Here is a 17,976-nt window from a genome sequence, read left to right as displayed (position 1 = left end):
CGGTGGTTGGCCTGCTATGTTTGCCTTATCGTCATGGAGGAACACCGGCATGCATTCGGTACTGACGCTGCAAACCCCGCGCTTGAGTGACTACGGCGAACTGGTACAGGTGTGGGAGGACTCGGTACGCGCCACCCACGACTTCCTGCCGGATTGCTACATCGTCTTGCTGCGCGACCAGGTGCTGCGTCGCTACCTCGATGCAGTGATGCTGATCTGCTGCAAGGACCGCCAGCGCATCTGCGGCTTCGCCGGGGTCGCCAACGGGCGCGTGGACATGCTGTTCGTCGCACCGGAGTACCGTGGCAAAGGGGTTGGCAAGCGCCTGCTGCGCTATGCGATCGACGAACTGAATGCCGAGCGCCTGGACGTCAACGAACAGAACCCGCAAGCCTTGGGCTTCTACCTGCACGAGGGCTTCGAGGTGATCGGCCGTTCGGAAACCGACGGCCTGGGGCAACCCTACCCGCTGCTGCACATGCGCCTGCGCAAAACGGCGTAAATGACACAGATTCCCAGCCCCTCTGCCGCGCGGGCAGGTACAATGCAGGTCTTTCCCTGCCTTTGCGAATTGCCGTCATGTCCGAACCCGTCCGCCTGTCCAAACGCCTTATCGAGCAGCTTGGCTGCTCCCGCCGCGAGGCCGAGCTGTATATCGAGGGCGGCTGGGTCACGGTAGATGGCGTGGTGGTCGAGCAACCGCAGTTCAAGGTCGAGCAGCAGCGCGTCGAACTGCTGCCGGGTGCCCGTGCCGAAACGCTGGAACCGGTAACCCTGCTGCTGAACCAGCCGGCCAGCGTGGACAGCGAAACCGCCCGCGCCAGCATGAACATGAGCAACCTCAGCGAAGCCCACCGCGAAGGCGTGCGCGCACTGCACGGGCATTTTGCCCGGCAGGCCTGCGTGGCGCCGCTGGAGCGCGGCGCCAGCGGCCTGCAGGTATTCACCCAGGACTGGCGGGTAACCCGCAAGATCGACGCCGACCTGCGCCGCCTGGAACAGGAATTCATCGTTGAAGTGCGCGGCGAGACCACGCCCCAGGCGCTGGAACGCCTGGCGCGCGGTGCCACCCGCAATGACCGCGAGCTGCCTAAAGCCAAGGCCAGCTGGCAGAACGAAACCCACCTGCGCATGGCCCTGAAAAACCCGCAGCCAGGGCAGATCGCCGAGCTGTGCGCCTACCTGCGCCTGGAGCTGGTAGGCATGCGCCGCATTCGCCTGGGTGGCGTATCGATGGGCAAGCTGCCCCTGGGCCAGTGGCGCTACCTGGCCACTACCGAACGTTTCTAAGCAATACGCCGCGCCACAGGTGCGGCACCTGAACAGGATTCTGCAACAATGAACCACAACGACGTCCTGCGCAGCCTGCGCTACATGCTCAAGGTGAATGACGCCAAGATGGCCGAAATCATCGGGCTATCCGGCCTCGACGTGCATCCCCTGGTGCTTGCCACCTACCTGAAGAAGGAAGACGAGGAAGGCTTCGTGCGGTGCCCTGAACGGGTCATGGCGCACTTTCTCGACGGCCTGGTGATCCACCGCCGCGGCAAGGATGACAGCCGCCCGCCGCAGCCGATCGAGCTGCCGGTAACCAACAACCTCATCCTCAAGAAGCTGCGGGTGGCCTTCGAGCTCAAGGAAGATGACCTGCATGCGATCCTCAAGTCGGTCAACTTCCCGGTCAGCAAACCCGAGCTCAGCGCGCTGTTCCGCAAGGCCGGCCATGACAACTACCGCCCTTGCGGCGACCAGCTGCTGCGCAACTTCCTCAAGGGCCTGACCCTGCGCGTGCGCGGCTGATTGGCCATGCAGCATACGGTTACCCCGGTCGGCATCATCCGCTCCTGTTTCAAGGAGAAGTTCGCCATCCCGCGCCAGCCGCAACTGGCGCCCGCCGCACGCGGCGTGCTCGAGCTGCTGCCGCCGTTCGACCAGGGCGATGCGGTCGAGGGGCTGGAGCAGGTCAGCCATGTCTGGCTGCTGTTCCTGTTCCACCAGGCACTGGAAGACAAACCCCGCCTGAAAGTGCGGCCACCGCGCCTGGGCGGCAACAAGAGCATGGGTGTGTTCGCCACCCGCGCCACTCACCGGCCCAATGGCATCGGCCAGTCGGTGGTACGCCTGGAAGGCGTGGAGCCAGGGCGCCTGCTGTTGTCTGGCATCGACCTGCTCGACGGTACGCCGGTGCTGGACATCAAGCCGTATGTGCCGTACGCCGATAGCATCGCTGGCGCCAGCAACCAGATGGCCAGCCAAGCGCCCGCCGCGATCGCCGTGCAGTGGGGCGACAATGCCCTGCCCCAGGCCCGCGAACATGCACTGCGCCTGGGCGAACCGCTGGTGGAGCTGATCGAGCAGTGCCTGGCGCAGGACCCACGGCCGGCCTACCAGGTGCCGCCGGCCGAGCGGGTGTATGGGGTGAAGTTCTGGGATGTGCAGGTGCGCTGGCACTACCCGCAACCGGACGTGATCCGGGTGCTGGAGGTGGTGCTGGCCTGACCTCTGGACTGTACGCGGTCTTCGCGCCTGTACGCGGTCCCTTGTAGGAGCGGCCTTGTGTCGCGAAAGGGGCGCGTAGCGGCCCCAGGATCTCGGCCATCCTGCAAGGTTGCCGGGGCTGCTACGCAGCCCTTTCGCGACACAAGGCCGCTCCTACAGAGGACCGCGCACAGGTATGAAGGCACATGAAAAAGGCGACCCTGAGGTCGCCTTTTTCTTTTCACCATCCCGCGATCAGCGAGCCGGGCCTTCAGCCACGCCCAGGTCGTCGGTCGGACGGGTATCGACCAGCGGCGCACCACCGGAGGCCAGCTCCGATGCCAGCTTGTCGTTGTCCATTTCCTTCACCCACTTGGCCACAACCACGGTGGCAACGGCGTTGCCAACCAGGTTGGTCAGGGCGCGGGCTTCGGACATGAAGCGGTCGATGCCGAGGATCAGCGCCAGGCCGGCAACCGGCAGGTGGCCAACGGCCGACAGGGTGGCGGCCAGTACGATGAAGCCCGAACCGGTAACACCGGCAGCACCCTTGGAAGCCACCAGCAGCACCAGCAGCAAGGTGATCTGGTGAGTGATGTCCATGGTGGTGTCAGTGGCCTGGGCGATGAACACCGCAGCCATGGTCAGGTAGATCGAGGTGCCATCGAGGTTGAACGAGTAACCGGTCGGGATGACCAGGCCAACCACCGACTTCTTCGCACCCAGGCGCTCCATCTTGGCCAGCATGCGTGGCAGGGCCGACTCCGAGGAGGAAGTACCCAGCACGATCAGCAGTTCTTCACGGATGTAGCGGATCAGCTTGAGGACACTGAAGCCGTGGGCGCGGCAGATACCGCCCAGCACCACCAGCACGAACAGCAGGCAGGTGATGTAGAAGCAGGCCATCAGGTAGCCCAGTTGCACCAGCGAGCCAACGCCGTACTGGCCGATGGTGAAGGCCATTGCACCGAAGGCACCGACCGGGGCCAGTTTCATGATCATGTTGATGATGTTGAACATGACATGGGCGAAGCGGTCGATCATGTCCAGCACCGGCTTGCCGTAGCTGCCCAGGCGGTGCAGGGCGAAGCCGAACAGCACGGAGAACATCAGCACTTGCAGGATGTCGCCGTTGGCGAAGGCGCCGACCACGGTGTTGGGGATGACGTTGAGCAGGAAGCCGACGGTGGTCTGCTGCGCGCCGGCGGCGGCGTAGGCAGCCACGCTGCTGGCGTTCAGGGTGCTGACGTCGATGTGCATGCCAGCGCCCGGCTTGACCACGTTGACCACGACGAGGCCGATGATCAGGGCGATGGTGGAGACGATTTCAAAGTACAGCAGCGCGTAGCCGCCGGTCTTGCCGACCGACTTCATGCTCTGCATGCCGGCGATGCCGCTGACCACGGTACAGAAGATGATCGGGGCGATGACCATCTTGATCAGTTTGACGAAGCCGTCACCCAAGGGTTTGAGGGCGACGCCCGTCTCCGGGTAGTAATGGCCGAGCAGGATGCCGATGGTGATGGCGACCAACACCTGGACATACAGGGATTTGTACAGCGGCTGACGTGTCGTCATGGCTAATTTTCCTCAAGTGTGCCGGTTCACCCTTCCCAGGGCGATGGGGCACCTGAATCGCTAACCCTCCTGCACCTGGAGGGATTTGTCGTTGTGTTCGAGCTGCCTGGGCAGGCCTCTGCGAGGATCAATAGCAAGGGTGGTGCCAAAATGCCCATCAAAGGTGCAAAGGCTGTATTTGCGAGGGATAAACGCCCAACGACGGGGCGGTTTGCCTGAGGAAGGCTGGCGGATTTCCGCCCGGTGGCGGGATTTGTACAGGGGCATTGGCGGGAATCCGCCCATTGTGGTTTGCCTGGGCCGGCCCTTTCGCGGGCTTGCCCGCTCCCACAGGTACTGCACAGGGCCTGAGGGCAGTGCGGATCCTGTGGGAGCGGGCAAGCCCGCGAAAGGGCCGGTACAGGCTACAAATCAATCCAGGTTGAAGATGACCCTGAACGCAGCGCCCCCCAGAGGAGAATCCCCAAGGCTCAGCTCGGCGTCATAGCTGTCGACGATATCCTTGACCACCGCCAGCCCGATCCCCTGCCCCGGGTGCTGGCTGTCCAGCCGCTCCCCACGCTCCAGAATCCGCTCACGCTGGTCCGCCGGCACCCCCGGCCCGTCGTCCTCGATGCACAAGGTCAACTGCCCAGGCGCCTGCTCCAGGCTTACGCGCACCTGGCCCAGGCTCAGGCGGTAGGCGTTCTCCAGCAGGTTGCCCAGCAGCTCCAGCAACGCGCCCTGCTCCATCGGCACCTGCGCCGCATCGGGCAGTTGCAGCGTCACATCCACCCGCTTTTCCCGGTACACCTTGGCCAAGGTGCTGCACAGGCTTCCGAGCAACGGCCGCAGCAACACGCTGTGGCGTACCAGGCCGCTCTTGCGCAGGCTGGCGCGTTGCAGCTGGTAGTCGATCTGCTGGCTCATGCGCTCGATCTGGCTCTGCAGCACGCGCGCCTGCTCGCGCTCGCCGCTACGCTGCTGCAGGCTTTCGCCCACCCCCTGCAACACCGCCAGCGGCGTCTTCAGGCTGTGCGCCAGGTCATCGAGCGAATCACGGTAGCGCTGACGCTGCTCGCGCTCGCTGCGCAACAGGCGGTTCAGCGAGCCGGTCAGGCGCAGCAGCTCCCGTGGGTGTTCGCCACTCAGGCCATCCCGCACGCCCGACTCCACGTCGTCCAGCTCGCGGCTGAGCCGGCGCAACGAACGCAGGCCCCAGGTCAGGCCGGCCCACAGCAGCACCAGCAGCGCCAGCAAGGCCGCGCCAAAACCCAGGTAGAGCTTTTCGCGCAGGCCATCGAGGGTGTGCTGGTATTCGCGCACCGGTTGCAGGGCAACGATGCTGTAGGCGGCGCTCTGGCCACCCAGCAGCTTGATCTCGACGTCATAGACGAAGAATTCTTCGCCATCGGCCTGGTGAATGCGGGCGAATTCGTTGCCGCGGCCGTCGTAGCGCGGGCGGTAGTTGACGTTCTGCGCGGCGGTTGCCCGCGACTGCCAGACCAGCTTGCCGTCGCGGTCGAAGATATAGCCGAGCAGGCCGGTGTACGGCAGGTTGTAACGCTCGTCCGGCAGCAGCGTCGGCATCTGCAGTTGGCCGTGTTCGATGCGCGCAGCGGAAATCAGCGTGGTCACATCCGAGGCCAGGCGTTGTTCGATCGACTCCTGCAGGGCCAGGCTGAAGGCCTTCTGCAAGGCCGGCAACAGCGCCAGCATGAACAGCAGCGCCAGCACCGCGGCGGCCAGCATCAGGCGCACCCGCAGCGAACGGATCATCGGCAGCGCTCGGTGAACAGGTAGCCCAGGCCGCGCACGGTGTCGATCGGTTTGAAGCCGTGCTCGCCCTCGAGCTTGCGCCGCAGGCGGCCGACCAGCACTTCGATGACATTGGGGTCGCGTTCCTCGTCACCGGGGTACAGCTGCTCCATCAGGCGGTCCTTGGCCACCACCTGCTGGTGATGGCGCATGAGGTATTCGAGGATGCGGTATTCGTAGGCGGTCAGGGCCAGGGGCTGCTCGTCCAGCGTCGCCTGCTTGCGGTTGAGGTCGAGCACCAGCGGGCCGGCGGCAATGGTCGACTGGGTGAAGCCGCTGGAGCGGCGCAGCAGGGCGTTCAGGCGTGCCTCGAGCTCTTCGAACTGGAACGGCTTGACCAGGTAGTCGTCGGCACCGGCGGCCAGGCCCTCGACCTTGTCCTGCCAGTTGCCGCGGGCGGTGAGGATGAGAATGGGGAAGGTCTTGTCCTGGCTGCGCAGGCGCGTGATCAGCTCCAGCCCGCTGATGCCGGGCAGGCCCAGGTCGATGATGGCCAGGTCGAAATGGTATTGCCCGGCCTGGTACAGCGCCTCCTCGGCATCGGCGACCGCCTCGACCACATGGCCGCTCTCGCCCAGGCGGGTGTAGAGGTGATGACGAAGCAGGGCTTCGTCCTCGACCACCAGCAGTTTCATGTGCAGCTCCTTGATATGTATTGCCTGTACCGGCCCTTTCGCGGGTAAACCCGCTCCCACAGGTACTGCACAGGTTTGAAGAACTGCGCGATCCCTGTGGGAGCGGGTTTACCCGCGAAGAGGCCGGTACAGGATAACCCGGCTCGCCCGTCAGAACTTGTAGCTTGCAGCCAGGTAGGTCTGCGCGCTGCTGGTCAGGCGCAGGGTGCCGTCCTTCGGCCCGCCGTGCGCACCCACTTCGGTGGCGGCGTTGGTACGCAGGTAACGGTAGCCCAGTTCAACCGAAGCCTTGTCGGTGATGTCCTGGATCACGCCGGCCTGCAGGCCATACGCGTAACCGTAGTCGGTATCCCGGCTGGCACCCGGCGAGTCCTGGGTCAGCTTGGTCACGCCCAGGCTGCCGCCGCCGAACAGCTTGGTGGTATCACCCACCGGCAGGAACAGGTCGTAGCTGCCCAGCAGGTTTTCCTGGCGCAGCTTCAGGCCGCTGTGGTCGCCCGAGACATTGTCGTAAGTCATGTAGTAGCGGCCCTGGTCATTGATCTTGCCCACGCGCACGCCCCAGGTGTCGTCCTTGCCGATGATGCCGTCGGCGTTGAGGTGGTCGGTGTTGCGCTGCAGCAGGCCGGACTTGCGAACCTTGTCGCTGGTCTGGCCGTAGGTCAGGCTGGCGAAGTTGTCGTCAGCGGCCTGGGCAGTGGTGATGCCAGCGGCGCAGACGGCCATGGCGGCAAGCAGGGTGTTGAAGGTTTTCATGGCTGGATACTCCAGTTGAGTGCGCTGTTTCGGTCTGGAAGCTAGAGTAAGCAGGGCACCCTGAACCGCGACTGAACCCTGGCTGAACCTCGGCTGAACGAACCGTTTGCAGAACAAGGAGTAGTGACCATGCGCGCCCTGCTGGCCTTGACCCTGATGTGCAGCGCCGCCCTCGCCCAAGCGGCGGTACAAACCCGCGAGATCCCCTACCAGGACGCCGACGGCAACCGCCTGGTCGGCTACTACGCCTATGACGACGCCATCGAAGGCAAGCGCCCCGGCATCGTCGTGGTGCATGAGTGGTGGGGGCTGAACGACTACGTCAAGCGCCGCGCCCGCGAGCTTGCGGCGCTGGGCTACAACGCGCTGGCCATCGACATGTATGGCGACGGCAAGCAAACCGAACACCCTGCCGACGCCAAGGCATTCATGACAGCGGCGACGAAAGACCCCGAGGCCGCGGAGCGGCGCTTCGATGCCGGCCTGGAGCTGCTCAAGCTGCAGCCCAATACCAACAAGCACCAGTTGGGGGCAGTGGGTTACTGCTTTGGCGGCAAGGTGGCGCTGGATGCCGCGCGGCGAGGGGAAAAGCTCGATGGCGTGGTGAGCTTCCACGCCCCGCTGGGCACGCAGACACCGGCCAGGCCGGGCGTGGTGCGGGCCGATATCCTGGTGGAGCATGGTGCGGCGGACTCCCTGGTGACCGAGCAGCAGGTGGAAGCGTTCAAGGCGGAAATGGATGCAGCCAAGGTCAACTACCAGTTCGTCAGTATTCCCGGTGCCAAGCACGGGTTCAGCAACCCGGATTCGGACCGCATGGGGCACGGTGAACATGGCGGGCCGGATATTGCCTACAACAAGGCGGCGGATGAGAGCTCCTGGGCGGATATGCAGGCGTTCTTCAAGAAGGTGTTCAAGTAAGGAGTGCCGGGGCCGATGTGGGAGCGGCCTTGCGTCGCGAAAGGGGCGCGAAGCGGCCCCAGGATCTCAGCAGTTCTGCAAAATCGCCGGGGGCGCTGCGCGCCCCTTTCGCGACGCAAGGCCGCTCCCACAAGGATGCATTGCCACGCTGGCTCCCTTAGTGCCCGTACAGCTGGCACAATACCCCCCATGAACACACTCCCCGCCTGCTGCGCCCCGCTCCAGCACCACTGGCCCCTGCCCCGCCCACTACCCGGCGCGGTGCTGGTCAGTTGTTACTTCGACCCCGCCCGCCTGGCACCCGACGACTTCCAGCGCGCCGGCGTCGTGCCAAGCGCCAGCCTGCAGCGCTCGGTGGCCAAGCGTCAGGCCGAGTACCTGGCCGGCCGGGTATGTGCCCGCGCCGCGCTGCAGCACCTGGACGGCCGTGACTACGTGCCCGGTACCCACGAGGACCGTTCGCCCATCTGGCCCGCCGGCATCCACGGCTCGATCACCCACGGCAAAGGCTGGGCGGCCGCAGTGGTTGCTGCCGAGGGCAGTTGCCAGGGTCTGGGCCTGGATCAGGAAGCACTGCTGGATGACCAGCGTGCCGAGCGGCTGATGGGCGAAATCCTCACCCCGCCCGAACTCGAACGCCTGGACCGCCGCCAGCTCGGCCTTGCCGTCACCCTGACCTTCTCGCTGAAGGAAAGCCTGTTCAAGACGCTCTACCCGCTGACCCGCCAGCGCTTCTACTTCGAGCACGCCGAAGTGCTGGACTGGTCCGCCGAAGGCCTGGCCCGCCTGCGCCTGCTCACCGACCTGTCGCCGCAGTGGCGGCATGGCGCCGAACTGCAGGGCCAGTTCTGCCTGCAGGACGGCCACCTGCTCAGCCTGGTCAGCGTCTGACCGTCACAACGGTGCCTGCTGCCGTGGCCAGTTCAGGCTGAAGCAGGCACCGCCCAGCGCGGCGCTGCGCCCCACCGTGGCCCGCCCCGCGTGCCAGTAGATGATCCGCCGCACGATAGACAGGCCCAAGCCATGCCCGCCCGAGGCGCGGGTACGGCTGTCGTCGAGGCGGGTGAACGGTGTGAAGATGCGGTCCCAGACGCCTTCGGGGATGCCCGGGCCGTCATCCTCCACGTCGATGCGGCAGCGTTGCTGCCCCAACTGGTAGCTCAGGCGCACCTCGGCCTCTGCGTGGCGCATGGCGTTGCCCACCAGGTTCTGCAGGGCCCGGTGCAGGTAGCGCGGTTCGGCTTCGACCCAGGCGCCTTCGCCATCCGCGCCCTGGCACTCACCGCGCACCACCCGTACCTCGGCACGCAGCGGCGCAAGCTCTTCGATCACCCGGTCGAGCAAGGCGTCCAGGTCTACCCGCTCGAACTTCAGCGCCGGTGCGCCCTGCTCCAGGCGGGCGTAGGTGAGCATCTCGTCGACCAACTTGTCGAGGTCCTGGATATCGCCGTCCATGCCCGCCAGGTGCTTGGCCCGGGCCTGCTCGGTGGTGGCACTTTCGATCATCTCCAGGCCAAAGCGCAGGCGTGCCACCGGCGTGCGCAACTCGTGGGAAACCGCCCGCACCAGCTCGCGCTGCATGGTCAGCGAGCGCTGCAGGTGCTCGGCCATGCCGTTGAAGGCCGCAGCCAGGCGCCCCACCGAGTCGGCATCGCCGGCCGGCACACGGGTGTCCAGGCTGCCCTGGGCGATGCGCGTGGCGGCAATCTCCAGGCCCGACACACGCCGCTCCAGTTGGCGCACCAGCAGGTAGACCACCAGGCCGATCAGGCACAGGCCAAGAAAGGTGATCAGGATCAGCAACTGCGGCGGATACGGGTTGAGCTGGTACAGCGGGCCGATTTCCAGCACCCAGGGCGAACCAGCCAGCCCGGCGAACACGCGGATCGAGTCACCATCCTTGCCCAGGGCCATGACCGTGTCGCCCTCCTCGACCCGGCGCCGCTGGTCATCGTCCAGGCTCACCCGCTCGATGCGCTGCAGGGCCACGCCAAAGCCGAAGCCCTTTTCTTTCTTGATCTGTGCCAGGCGCTGCTGCTGTTCGGTCACCGGGTAGCGCACCAGTTCGTCGGCCAACAGATAGAGGGTGGCCCGCGCCAGTTGCTCGCTGATCTGTTTGATCTGCGCTACCAGCATCAGGTCTTCCTGGCCGACCTTGCGCAGCACCTGGGCCGCATGCGGGCCGGTCTTCTCGACCACCACCAGGCCGCGGTACAGGCGCGCCCGCTGGCCGCCATCGAGTGTGCGCGCGGTCATCGGTTGCAGCGCCAGCGGCACGCCGAGCAGGCGCTCCCAGATCAGCAGCGAGCGCTTGCGTTCGGTGTCGTTCTGCAGCGCCAGGTTGTCGGCCATCAGGCTGAAGGTACCCTGGGCCAGGCCCTCGCGGTGCTGGGCGGCACGCACTTCGTTGACCAGGTGCAGGCTGAGCACCCCGAGCAGGGCCACCAGCACCAGCACGGCCAGCATGCCGCCATAGATGCGCAGGAAGATCGAGTTGTTCATGGGGCCTCGCCGACGAACAGGTAGCCCTTGCTGCGCAGGGTCTTGATCAGCCTTGGCTGGAGCGGGTCGTCGCCGATCTTGGGGCGGATTTTGGAGATGCGTATGTCGATGGAGCGGTCCTGGCCGTCGTAGCCGACGCCACGTAGCGCGGTGAAGATCTGCTCGCGCGTCAGCACCCGCCCGGCGTTGCTGGCCAGCAGCCAGAGCAGGTCGAATTCGGCGCCGGTCAGCTCGATCAGCTGTTCCCCCAGACGCGCCTCGCGCAGGCGATTGTCGATGCGCAGTGCGCCGAAGGCCAGGTCCTGGCGCTTGCTGTCAGGTGCTTCGCTGCGGCGCAGCAGGGCCTGAATGCGTGCCAGCAGCAGGCGTGGGCGTACGGGTTTGCAGACGTAGTCGTCGGCCCCCAGGTCCAGGCCCTGGACCTGGTCGAGTTCATCGCTGCGGGCGGTCAGCATGAGGATCGGGCCGGGGTACTGGCTGCGCACCCGGCGGCAGATGCTCAGGCCGTCCTCGCCGGGCAGCATCAGGTCGAGAATGACCAGGTCGGGCTGGCTGTCGACGATGCGCCGCGCGGCGCGCGCGCCATCGCCCTCGACGCTGACTTCGTAGCCGTTGGCCTGCAGGTACTCGGCGGTGAGCTCGGCCAGGCGCTGGTCGTCTTCGACGATGAGGATGCGGGGTGCGGGGTGGTCCATGGCTTGTGCCTTTGTTTGTTGTTTTTCTATGGCCTGTGCCGGCCCCTTCGCGGGTGAACCCGCTCCCACAGGGACCGAGCCGCTTTCGAAGCCTGTGCAGTACCTGTGGGAGCGGGTTCACCCGCGAAAGGGCCAGCACAGGCAACATAACCCTTTAACCAAAAAGCAACATCCCCTCGGAATACTACGGCTGCCATCTGGTACTGCCAACCTGCCAGGCAGCCCCTCGACTGAACCGTTTTTTGTGATAGGGTTCGCGCCCGAAAAATTCTGCCCCGGGGCAGCAAGGCGCAGAAAAATACTGCAAACCACTTGGCACAAGGCCTACAGCGAATACCCACCATTCACTCACAAAGTACGCACAAGTTATCCACAGGCGCTCGCCTTGCAAAGCCCCCGATACCGCATTATCTTGTATCCCGATCGCAGCGAACCACTAGATATAGGGGTTCGTGCAAAATCACACACAAAAGTCAACCCGCAAAATCAAGCGATTTTTTCGGGTGAACTTCAAGTGATTCCAGCAGCCAAACCGCTCCTGCGGAGGCGACCGAGGCAAGCTCTTCCAGGGCCTTGTTCGGGTATGGGTGTTACAGGCCAGGCCTGGCATCCATCAGCAACAGTTTTTGGGCCCGGCCCAGAACCTTTGACTTCGGCCAGGGAGCGGCGAGCCAATTGCCCTTATTCCTGAGTCTGTCCCGAAGTTGGTACGCCCGCGCGGGCGGATGCGCATGCATTGCCCATCCCCGCCAGGCCATCGAGCAAGTGGACGGAACGGTGGGCGCCCAAAAGGCGCCTGAACAATATAGAAACTGTGGAGACACCCACCCATGCAAACCGACACAACTCGCGAGAACCCGCAGGCCAAGGTGCCGCAGGCCGCCGATTCCAACCAGGATCTGGCCGCCACCGCTCCCGGCCAACTGCGTGTGATCAAGCGTAACGGCACTGTCGTCCCCTACACCGACGACAAGATCACCGTGGCCATCACCAAGGCGTTCCTCGCAGTTGAAGGCGGCACCGCCGCCGCTTCGTCGCGCATCCACGACACCGTCGCGCGCCTGACCGAGCAGGTCACCGCCACGTTCAAGCGTCGCATGCCATCGGGTGGCACCATCCACATCGAAGAAATCCAGGACCAGGTCGAACTGGCCCTGATGCGCGCCGGCGAGCAGAAGGTCGCCCGTGACTACGTGATCTACCGCGAGCAGCGCGCCAAGGAGCGTGCCACCCGCGTCAACACCGAGTCCGTGGTCGAGCCGCACCCAAGCATCCGCATCACCCTGGCCGACGGCAGCCTGGCGCCTCTCGACATGGCCCGCCTGAACACCATCATCAGCGAAGCCTGCGAAGGCCTGGCCGAAGTCGATGGCGACCTGATCCAGCGCGACACCCTGAAAAACCTGTACGACGGCGTGGCCATCAAGGACGTCAACACCGCCCTGGTGATGACCGCCCGTACCCTGGTCGAGCGCGAGCCGAACTACTCGTTCGTTACCGCCCGCCTGCTGATGGACACCCTGCGCGCCGAAGGCCTGGGCTTCCTGAACGTGGCCGAGAGCGCCACCCACCACGAAATGGCCGACCTGTACGCCAAGGCCCTGCCGGCCTACATCGACAAAGGCGTCGAGTTCGAGCTGCTGGACCCGGCCCTGAAAGGCTACGACCTGGACCGCCTGGGCAAGGCCATCGACCACGAGCGTGACCAGCAATTCACCTACCTGGGCCTGCAGACCCTGTACGACCGCTACTTCATCCACAAGGATGGCGTGCGCTTCGAGCTGCCACAGGTGTTCTTCATGCGTGTGGCCATGGGCCTGGCGCTGGAAGAGAAAGACAAAGAAGCCCGTGCCATCGAGTTCTACAACCTGTTGTCGTCCTTCGACTACATGGCCTCGACCCCGACCCTGTTCAACGCCGGCACCCTGCGCCCGCAGCTGTCCAGCTGCTACCTGACCACCGTGCCAGACGACCTGTCGGGCATCTACCACGCGATCCACGACAACGCCATGCTGTCGAAATTCGCCGGTGGCCTGGGCAACGACTGGACCCCTGTGCGTGCACTGGGCTCCTACATCAAGGGCACCAACGGCAAGTCGCAGGGCGTGGTTCCGTTCCTGAAAGTGGTCAACGACACCGCCGTTGCCGTCAACCAGGGTGGCAAGCGCAAGGGCGCCGTGTGTGCCTACCTGGAAACCTGGCACCTGGACATCGAAGAATTCATCGAGCTGCGCAAGAACACCGGTGATGACCGTCGTCGTACCCACGACATGAACACCGCCAACTGGATCCCTGACCTGTTCATGAAGCGTGTCTTCGATGACGGCAAGTGGACCCTGTTCTCGCCTTCGGAAGTGCCAGACCTGCACGACCTGACCGGCAAGGCCTTCGAAGAGCGCTACGAGTACTACGAAGCCCTGACCGAGTACAACAAGATCAAGGTGTTCAAGACCATCCAGGCCAAAGACCTGTGGCGCAAGATGCTGTCGATGCTGTTCGAGACCGGCCACCCGTGGCTGACCTTCAAGGACCCGTGCAACCTGCGTTCGCCGCAGCAGCACGTGGGCGTGGTCCACAGCTCGAACCTGTGCACCGAGATCACCCTGAACACCAACAAGGACGAGATCGCAGTCTGCAACCTGGGCTCGATCAACCTGCCGAACCACATCGTCGACGGCAAGCTGGACACCGCCAAGCTGCAACGCACCGTGAACACCGCCGTGCGCATGCTCGACAACGTGATCGACATCAACTACTACTCGGTGCCGCAAGCGCGTAACTCGAACTTCAAGCACCGCCCGGTCGGCCTGGGCATCATGGGCTTCCAGGATGCGCTGTACCTGCAGCACATTCCGTACGGCTCCGATGCTGCCGTCGAGTTCGCCGACAAGTCGATGGAAGCGGTCAGCTTCTACGCCATCCAGGCGTCCTGCGACCTGGCCGACGAGCGCGGTGCGTACGAGACCTTCCAGGGTTCGCTGTGGTCCAAGGGCATCCTGCCGCTGGATTCGCAACAGATCCTGATCGAGGCCCGTGGCGCCAAGTACATCGACGTCAACCTGGAAGAGTCCCTGGACTGGGCCCCGGTGCGCGAGCGCGTCAAGAAAGGTATTCGTAACTCGAACATCATGGCCATCGCGCCGACCGCGACCATCGCCAACATCACCGGCGTGTCGCAGTCCATCGAGCCGACCTACCAGAACCTGTACGTGAAATCGAACCTGTCGGGCGAGTTCACCGTGATCAACCCGTACCTGGTCCGCGACCTGAAGGCCCGTGGCCTGTGGGACTCGGTAATGATCAACGACCTGAAGTACTACGACGGTTCGGTGCAGCAGATCGAGCGTATTCCGCAAGAGCTGAAGGACCTGTACGCCACCGCGTTCGAAGTCGAGACCAAGTGGATCGTCGATGCCGCCTCGCGTCGCCAGAAGTGGATCGACCAGGCCCAGTCGCTGAACCTGTACATCGCCGGCGCCTCGGGCAAGAAGCTGGACGTGACCTACCGCATGGCTTGGTACCGTGGTCTGAAGACCACCTACTACCTCCGTGCCCTGGCCGCGACCAGCACCGAGAAGTCGACCATCAACACCGGCAAGCTCAACGCCGTTTCCAGCGGTGGCGACAGCGCCCCGGTCCAGGCAGCCGGCCCTGCGCCAGTGCCGAAGGCCTGCGCGATCGACGAGCCTGACTGCGAAGCCTGCCAGTAAGGCCTGAGTGCCGCGCGGGGTGCCCACGGGTGCCCCGCGCGGCATTTTTGTATCCGCCCTGCGCTGAAACCGGCCGCGTCACTTCGGTCGAAGAAGCACGCAGGCATCCCAAGACACGCATTGCCGAAACGTTGCATACAACTCGGTAGCTGCGGATTGACCCGGTTCCTGTAGGAGCGGCCTTGTGTCGCGATGGGCCGCAAAGCGGCCCCGGCGATGTATGTGGCGAAGCTGCAATATTGGGGGCGCTTTCGCACCCCATCGCGACACAAGGCCGCTCCTACAAAGATCGCGCCAACACCACATCCTGTGCTTGAAAAATAAATAACCACAACATGTAGTGCCTTTCGCATTTTGCCGCTACACTTCCCCCCTGTATCTGATGACACACGCTTCGTGAACGGACGCACGCAAAATCGGTCGAAAAAGTTACCCTCGCCCGCCAGACACGCGCCCCGATCGAAGGCGAATTCCGGTATACTGCGCCCCCTCTGAAAAGGGCACCTTTCAATTGTCCTGGCCCCTCCGAGAGGCCTGGCCAGGTACAAGCCAGAACACACCAGATGTAAACGAGAGTCAGCCTCTCGAGCTGTCCATTCGCCGTAACGGCCTTGCGTCAGGCATCACATTCTTAAAATCCAACCGGTTGCCCCAGGGCGACCCTCAAGCAGGAGCCAAACCATGCTGAGCTGGGACGAATTCGACAAGGAAGACGGCGAAGTAGCCGCCAAAGGCAACACCCCTGCGCAGGCCGCTGCCGCCGCCACCCTCGACAAGCTCGACAGCGCCGGTGGTGCCGCCGCCCTGGAAGCCCGTGCCGCCACCGCCGACGACTCCGACGCCGTCAAGCGCGCCAAGGCTGCCCTGAACGACCTCGACATCGCCGAAGGCCTGGCCGAGCTGGAAGGCTCCGGCGCCCGCGTGCGTGTTGACGAAAAGCGCATGATCAACTGCCGCGCCGACCTCAACCAGCTGGTACCGTTCAAGTACGACTGGGCCTGGCAGAAGTACCTGGACGGCTGCGCCAATCACTGGATGCCGCAAGAGGTCAACATGACCGCCGACATCGCCCTGTGGAAGAGCATGGACGGCCTGACCGAAGACGAGCGTCGCATCGTCATGCGCAACCTCGGCTTCTTCTCCACTGCCGACTCGCTGGTAGCCAACAACCTGGCCCTGGCCGTGTACCGCCTGATCACCAACCCGGAGTGCCGCCAGTACATCCTGCGCCAGGCCTTCGAAGAGGCGATCCACACCCACGCCTACCAGTACTGCATCGAGTCGCTGGGCATGGATGAAGGCGAGATCTTCAACATGTACCACGAGATCCCATCGGTAGCGAAGAAAGCCGCCTGGGGCCTGAAGTACACACGCGCCATCTCCGATCCGGAATTCAACACCGGCACCGTCGAAACCGACAAAGAGCTGCTGCGCAACCTGATCGCCTACTACTGCGTACTGGAAGGCATCTTCTTCTACTGCGGCTTCACCCAGATCCTGTCCATGGGCCGCCGCAACAAGATGACCGGCGTGGCCGAGCAGTTCCAGTACATCCTGCGTGACGAGTCGATGCACCTGAACTTCGGTATCGACGTGATCAACCAGATCAAGATCGAGAACCCGCACCTGTGGGACGCGGCGATGAAGGAAGAAGCGACCCAGATGATCCTGCAAGGGACCCAGCTGGAGATCGAATACGCCCGTGACACCATGCCACGCGGCGTGCTGGGCATGAACGCAGCGATGATGGAAGACTACCTCAAGTTCATCGCCAACCGTCGCCTGACCCAGATTGGTCTGAAGGAAGAGTACCCAGGGACTACCAACCCATTCCCGTGGATGAGCGAGATCATGGACTTGAAGAAAGAGAAGAACTTCTTCGAGACCCGCGTGATCGAGTATCAGACTGGTGGGGCGTTGAGCTGGGATTGATATCCGAGCGAGCATAGAGAAGGCTGCCGATTGGCAGCCTTTTTTATTGGCCGGGAAAAGCCGAAGAGGAAGCTTCCTACAAGGTTCTCATTGTGACTTTTGTAGCGTCGCGATAACGTCTGTCGGCGCTTAAGAACGCTCACGCAGCGGTATTCCGTTCCCGTTAGCAGCGGCTCTCCAAATCAGGATGGCCAAGATGGACAGTTTCGATACACCTACCCTCTTCACCCGCCACAACCGCCCCCTCCACACCCTCTGGCTCGAATCCCAAGCCTGGTTCTGCGCCCACGAACTCGGCCGGCTGAGTGGTCACTTCTACGACGAACACTGCATGCGCAAGCTCGACCCGGATCAGTACCGCTCCGTGCAGTTGCTGCGCTATGGCAAGTACCAGGAAACCACGATGGTCAGCGAATCCGGGGCCTATACCTTGTTGGCGCATCACCATGTACCGGAGAACCGGCATTTGCGCTGGTGGCTGACGCATGAGGTGGTGGCGGTGCTGCGTGATCGGCAGGAGGACGGGGTGGAGGATGTCCCGCGACTGGGGCAGATGTGCTGGCCTGGGGGGCGGAGCGCGACGTTGTTGTATTGGCAGAGTGAGCCTTGGGTGAGGATGCGGGATATGCCGGTGGTGCTGGCAGGGGAAGTGCAACAGCTGCCGCCGGTAGAGAGGCCGAAGTTGAGTTGGCGGGAGTGTGCGCAGCGGGCGCTGCGGTTGCATGGGGTTTAAGCGGCGGGTTTGCCTGGGCGGGCCTCTTCGCGGGTGAACCCGCTCCCACAGGTACTGCGCTGGCTTCGGGATCACGCTGTACCTGAGGGAGCGGCCGGGGCCGCGAACACCGGCGCAGCCGGTGCCATGCACCGCGTCGCCTGCTTCGCGGGCTTGCCCGCTCCCACAGGTACTGCGCTGGCTTCGGGATCACGCTGTACCTGTGGGAGCGGCCGTGGCCGCGAACACCGGCGCAGCCG

General features: G+C 64.1%; 15 protein-coding genes. 9 read left to right on the top strand and 6 right to left on the bottom strand.

Annotated features, from left to right (window positions below; all coding sequences use genetic code 11):
* The first annotated feature begins 49 nt into the window (after positions 1-49).
* The 4 genes from ACGLHT_RS27695 to tsaA all read left to right on the top strand — a co-directional run bounded on the left by ACGLHT_RS27695 (position 50) and on the right by tsaA (position 2,499).
* Positions 50-502, top strand: coding sequence for a GNAT family N-acetyltransferase (locus ACGLHT_RS27695; protein ID WP_274121079.1), 453 nt, complete (start codon positions 50-52; stop codon positions 500-502).
* 77 nt (positions 503-579) lie between these two features.
* On the top strand, positions 580-1,290 hold the full coding sequence (locus ACGLHT_RS27690) for an rRNA pseudouridine synthase (RefSeq protein WP_013973831.1): 711 nt from the start codon (positions 580-582) through the stop codon (positions 1,288-1,290).
* A 48-nt stretch (positions 1,291-1,338) separates the two neighbouring features.
* Positions 1,339-1,800, top strand: coding sequence for a DUF1456 family protein (locus ACGLHT_RS27685; RefSeq protein WP_013973832.1), 462 nt, complete (start codon positions 1,339-1,341; stop codon positions 1,798-1,800).
* Positions 1,801-1,806: 6 nt separating this feature from the next.
* Positions 1,807-2,499 carry a tRNA (N6-threonylcarbamoyladenosine(37)-N6)-methyltransferase TrmO gene (tsaA, locus tag ACGLHT_RS27680; protein ID WP_085665247.1) on the top strand — a complete coding sequence of 231 codons (693 nt, stop codon included), beginning with the start codon at positions 1,807-1,809 and terminating at the stop codon, positions 2,497-2,499.
* Positions 2,500-2,733: 234 nt separating this feature from the next.
* On the opposite strand, the gene ACGLHT_RS27675 is transcribed toward tsaA, so the two are convergent.
* The 4 genes from ACGLHT_RS27675 to ACGLHT_RS27660 all read right to left on the bottom strand — a co-directional run bounded on the left by ACGLHT_RS27675 (position 2,734) and on the right by ACGLHT_RS27660 (position 7,244).
* Positions 2,734-4,056: a dicarboxylate/amino acid:cation symporter gene (locus tag ACGLHT_RS27675; protein ID WP_025340279.1), complete on the bottom strand. Its 1,323-nt coding sequence runs from the start codon at positions 4,054-4,056 to the stop codon at positions 2,734-2,736.
* 411 nt (positions 4,057-4,467) lie between these two features.
* The gene (locus ACGLHT_RS27670; protein ID WP_274121078.1) at positions 4,468-5,814 is read right to left on the bottom strand and encodes an ATP-binding protein; all 1,347 of its coding nucleotides are present in this window, start codon (positions 5,812-5,814) and stop codon (positions 4,468-4,470) included.
* Entirely contained in the window at positions 5,811-6,488 is a 678-nt protein-coding gene (locus ACGLHT_RS27665; RefSeq protein ID WP_025340281.1) for a response regulator, read from the bottom strand. Before ACGLHT_RS27665 ends, ACGLHT_RS27670 begins: the two co-directional genes overlap by 4 nt.
* A 150-nt stretch (positions 6,489-6,638) precedes the next feature.
* The gene (locus ACGLHT_RS27660) at positions 6,639-7,244 is read right to left on the bottom strand and encodes an outer membrane beta-barrel protein (RefSeq protein ID WP_013973837.1); all 606 of its coding nucleotides are present in this window, start codon (positions 7,242-7,244) and stop codon (positions 6,639-6,641) included.
* 129 nt (positions 7,245-7,373) lie between these two features.
* Here ACGLHT_RS27660 and ACGLHT_RS27655 point away from each other — a divergent pair, with 129 nt between their 5' ends.
* Both ACGLHT_RS27655 and ACGLHT_RS27650 read left to right on the top strand, forming a co-directional pair.
* Positions 7,374-8,165 carry a dienelactone hydrolase family protein gene (locus tag ACGLHT_RS27655; RefSeq protein ID WP_274079064.1) on the top strand — a complete coding sequence of 264 codons (792 nt, stop codon included), beginning with the start codon at positions 7,374-7,376 and terminating at the stop codon, positions 8,163-8,165.
* A 189-nt stretch (positions 8,166-8,354) separates the two neighbouring features.
* Positions 8,355-9,056, top strand: a complete 702-nt coding sequence (locus ACGLHT_RS27650; RefSeq protein ID WP_274079065.1) for a 4'-phosphopantetheinyl transferase — start codon at positions 8,355-8,357, stop codon at positions 9,054-9,056.
* A gap of 3 nt (positions 9,057-9,059) precedes the next feature.
* Here ACGLHT_RS27650 and ACGLHT_RS27645 read toward each other — a convergent pair whose 3' ends face one another.
* Positions 9,060-10,667: an ATP-binding protein gene (locus tag ACGLHT_RS27645; protein ID WP_274079066.1), complete on the bottom strand. Its 1,608-nt coding sequence runs from the start codon at positions 10,665-10,667 to the stop codon at positions 9,060-9,062.
* Complete coding sequence (locus tag ACGLHT_RS27640) at positions 10,664-11,362, bottom strand: response regulator transcription factor (RefSeq protein WP_025340285.1); 699 nt, start codon at positions 11,360-11,362, stop codon at positions 10,664-10,666. Before ACGLHT_RS27640 ends, ACGLHT_RS27645 begins: the two co-directional genes overlap by 4 nt.
* 830 nt (positions 11,363-12,192) lie before the next feature.
* Here ACGLHT_RS27640 and ACGLHT_RS27635 point away from each other — a divergent pair.
* From ACGLHT_RS27635 to ACGLHT_RS27625, 3 genes are all read left to right on the top strand, one after another.
* Complete coding sequence (locus tag ACGLHT_RS27635) at positions 12,193-15,072, top strand: ribonucleoside-diphosphate reductase subunit alpha (protein WP_025340287.1); 2,880 nt, start codon at positions 12,193-12,195, stop codon at positions 15,070-15,072.
* Between the two features lie 681 nt (positions 15,073-15,753).
* A complete protein-coding gene (locus ACGLHT_RS27630) occupies positions 15,754-17,004 on the top strand; it encodes a ribonucleotide-diphosphate reductase subunit beta (protein ID WP_024087598.1) in 1,251 nt (416 codons plus the stop codon).
* A 196-nt stretch (positions 17,005-17,200) separates the two neighbouring features.
* Positions 17,201-17,737, top strand: a complete 537-nt coding sequence (locus tag ACGLHT_RS27625) for a Bro-N domain-containing protein (protein ID WP_137164670.1) — start codon at positions 17,201-17,203, stop codon at positions 17,735-17,737.
* The last annotated feature ends 239 nt before the right edge of the window (positions 17,738-17,976 follow it).

The sequence above is a fragment of the Pseudomonas sp. PsB genome (genome assembly GCF_043658375.1).
Taxonomy (GTDB): Bacteria; Pseudomonadota; Gammaproteobacteria; order Pseudomonadales; family Pseudomonadaceae; genus Aquipseudomonas; species Aquipseudomonas putida_Z.
Note: the sequence above shows the minus strand (reverse complement) of the source record. Positions and strands in the feature narration are given on the sequence as shown.

Coding starts and splice junctions, on each gene's coding strand:
- ACGLHT_RS27685 (WP_013973832.1), top strand. CDS start 1,339: ATGAACCACAACGACGTCCTGCGCAGCCTGCGCTACATGCTCAAGGTG.
- ACGLHT_RS27690 (WP_013973831.1), top strand. CDS start 580: ATGTCCGAACCCGTCCGCCTGTCCAAACGCCTTATCGAGCAGCTTGGC.
- ACGLHT_RS27675 (WP_025340279.1), bottom strand. CDS start 4,056: ATGACGACACGTCAGCCGCTGTACAAATCCCTGTATGTCCAGGTGTTG.
- ACGLHT_RS27630 (WP_024087598.1), top strand. CDS start 15,754: ATGCTGAGCTGGGACGAATTCGACAAGGAAGACGGCGAAGTAGCCGCC.
- ACGLHT_RS27645 (WP_274079066.1), bottom strand. CDS start 10,667: ATGAACAACTCGATCTTCCTGCGCATCTATGGCGGCATGCTGGCCGTG.
- ACGLHT_RS27650 (WP_274079065.1), top strand. CDS start 8,355: ATGAACACACTCCCCGCCTGCTGCGCCCCGCTCCAGCACCACTGGCCC.
- ACGLHT_RS27660 (WP_013973837.1), bottom strand. CDS start 7,244: ATGAAAACCTTCAACACCCTGCTTGCCGCCATGGCCGTCTGCGCCGCT.
- ACGLHT_RS27640 (WP_025340285.1), bottom strand. CDS start 11,362: ATGGACCACCCCGCACCCCGCATCCTCATCGTCGAAGACGACCAGCGC.
- ACGLHT_RS27625 (WP_137164670.1), top strand. CDS start 17,201: ATGGACAGTTTCGATACACCTACCCTCTTCACCCGCCACAACCGCCCC.
- tsaA (WP_085665247.1), top strand. CDS start 1,807: ATGCAGCATACGGTTACCCCGGTCGGCATCATCCGCTCCTGTTTCAAG.
- ACGLHT_RS27670 (WP_274121078.1), bottom strand. CDS start 5,814: ATGATCCGTTCGCTGCGGGTGCGCCTGATGCTGGCCGCCGCGGTGCTG.
- ACGLHT_RS27695 (WP_274121079.1), top strand. CDS start 50: ATGCATTCGGTACTGACGCTGCAAACCCCGCGCTTGAGTGACTACGGC.
- ACGLHT_RS27635 (WP_025340287.1), top strand. CDS start 12,193: ATGCAAACCGACACAACTCGCGAGAACCCGCAGGCCAAGGTGCCGCAG.
- ACGLHT_RS27655 (WP_274079064.1), top strand. CDS start 7,374: ATGCGCGCCCTGCTGGCCTTGACCCTGATGTGCAGCGCCGCCCTCGCC.
- ACGLHT_RS27665 (WP_025340281.1), bottom strand. CDS start 6,488: ATGAAACTGCTGGTGGTCGAGGACGAAGCCCTGCTTCGTCATCACCTC.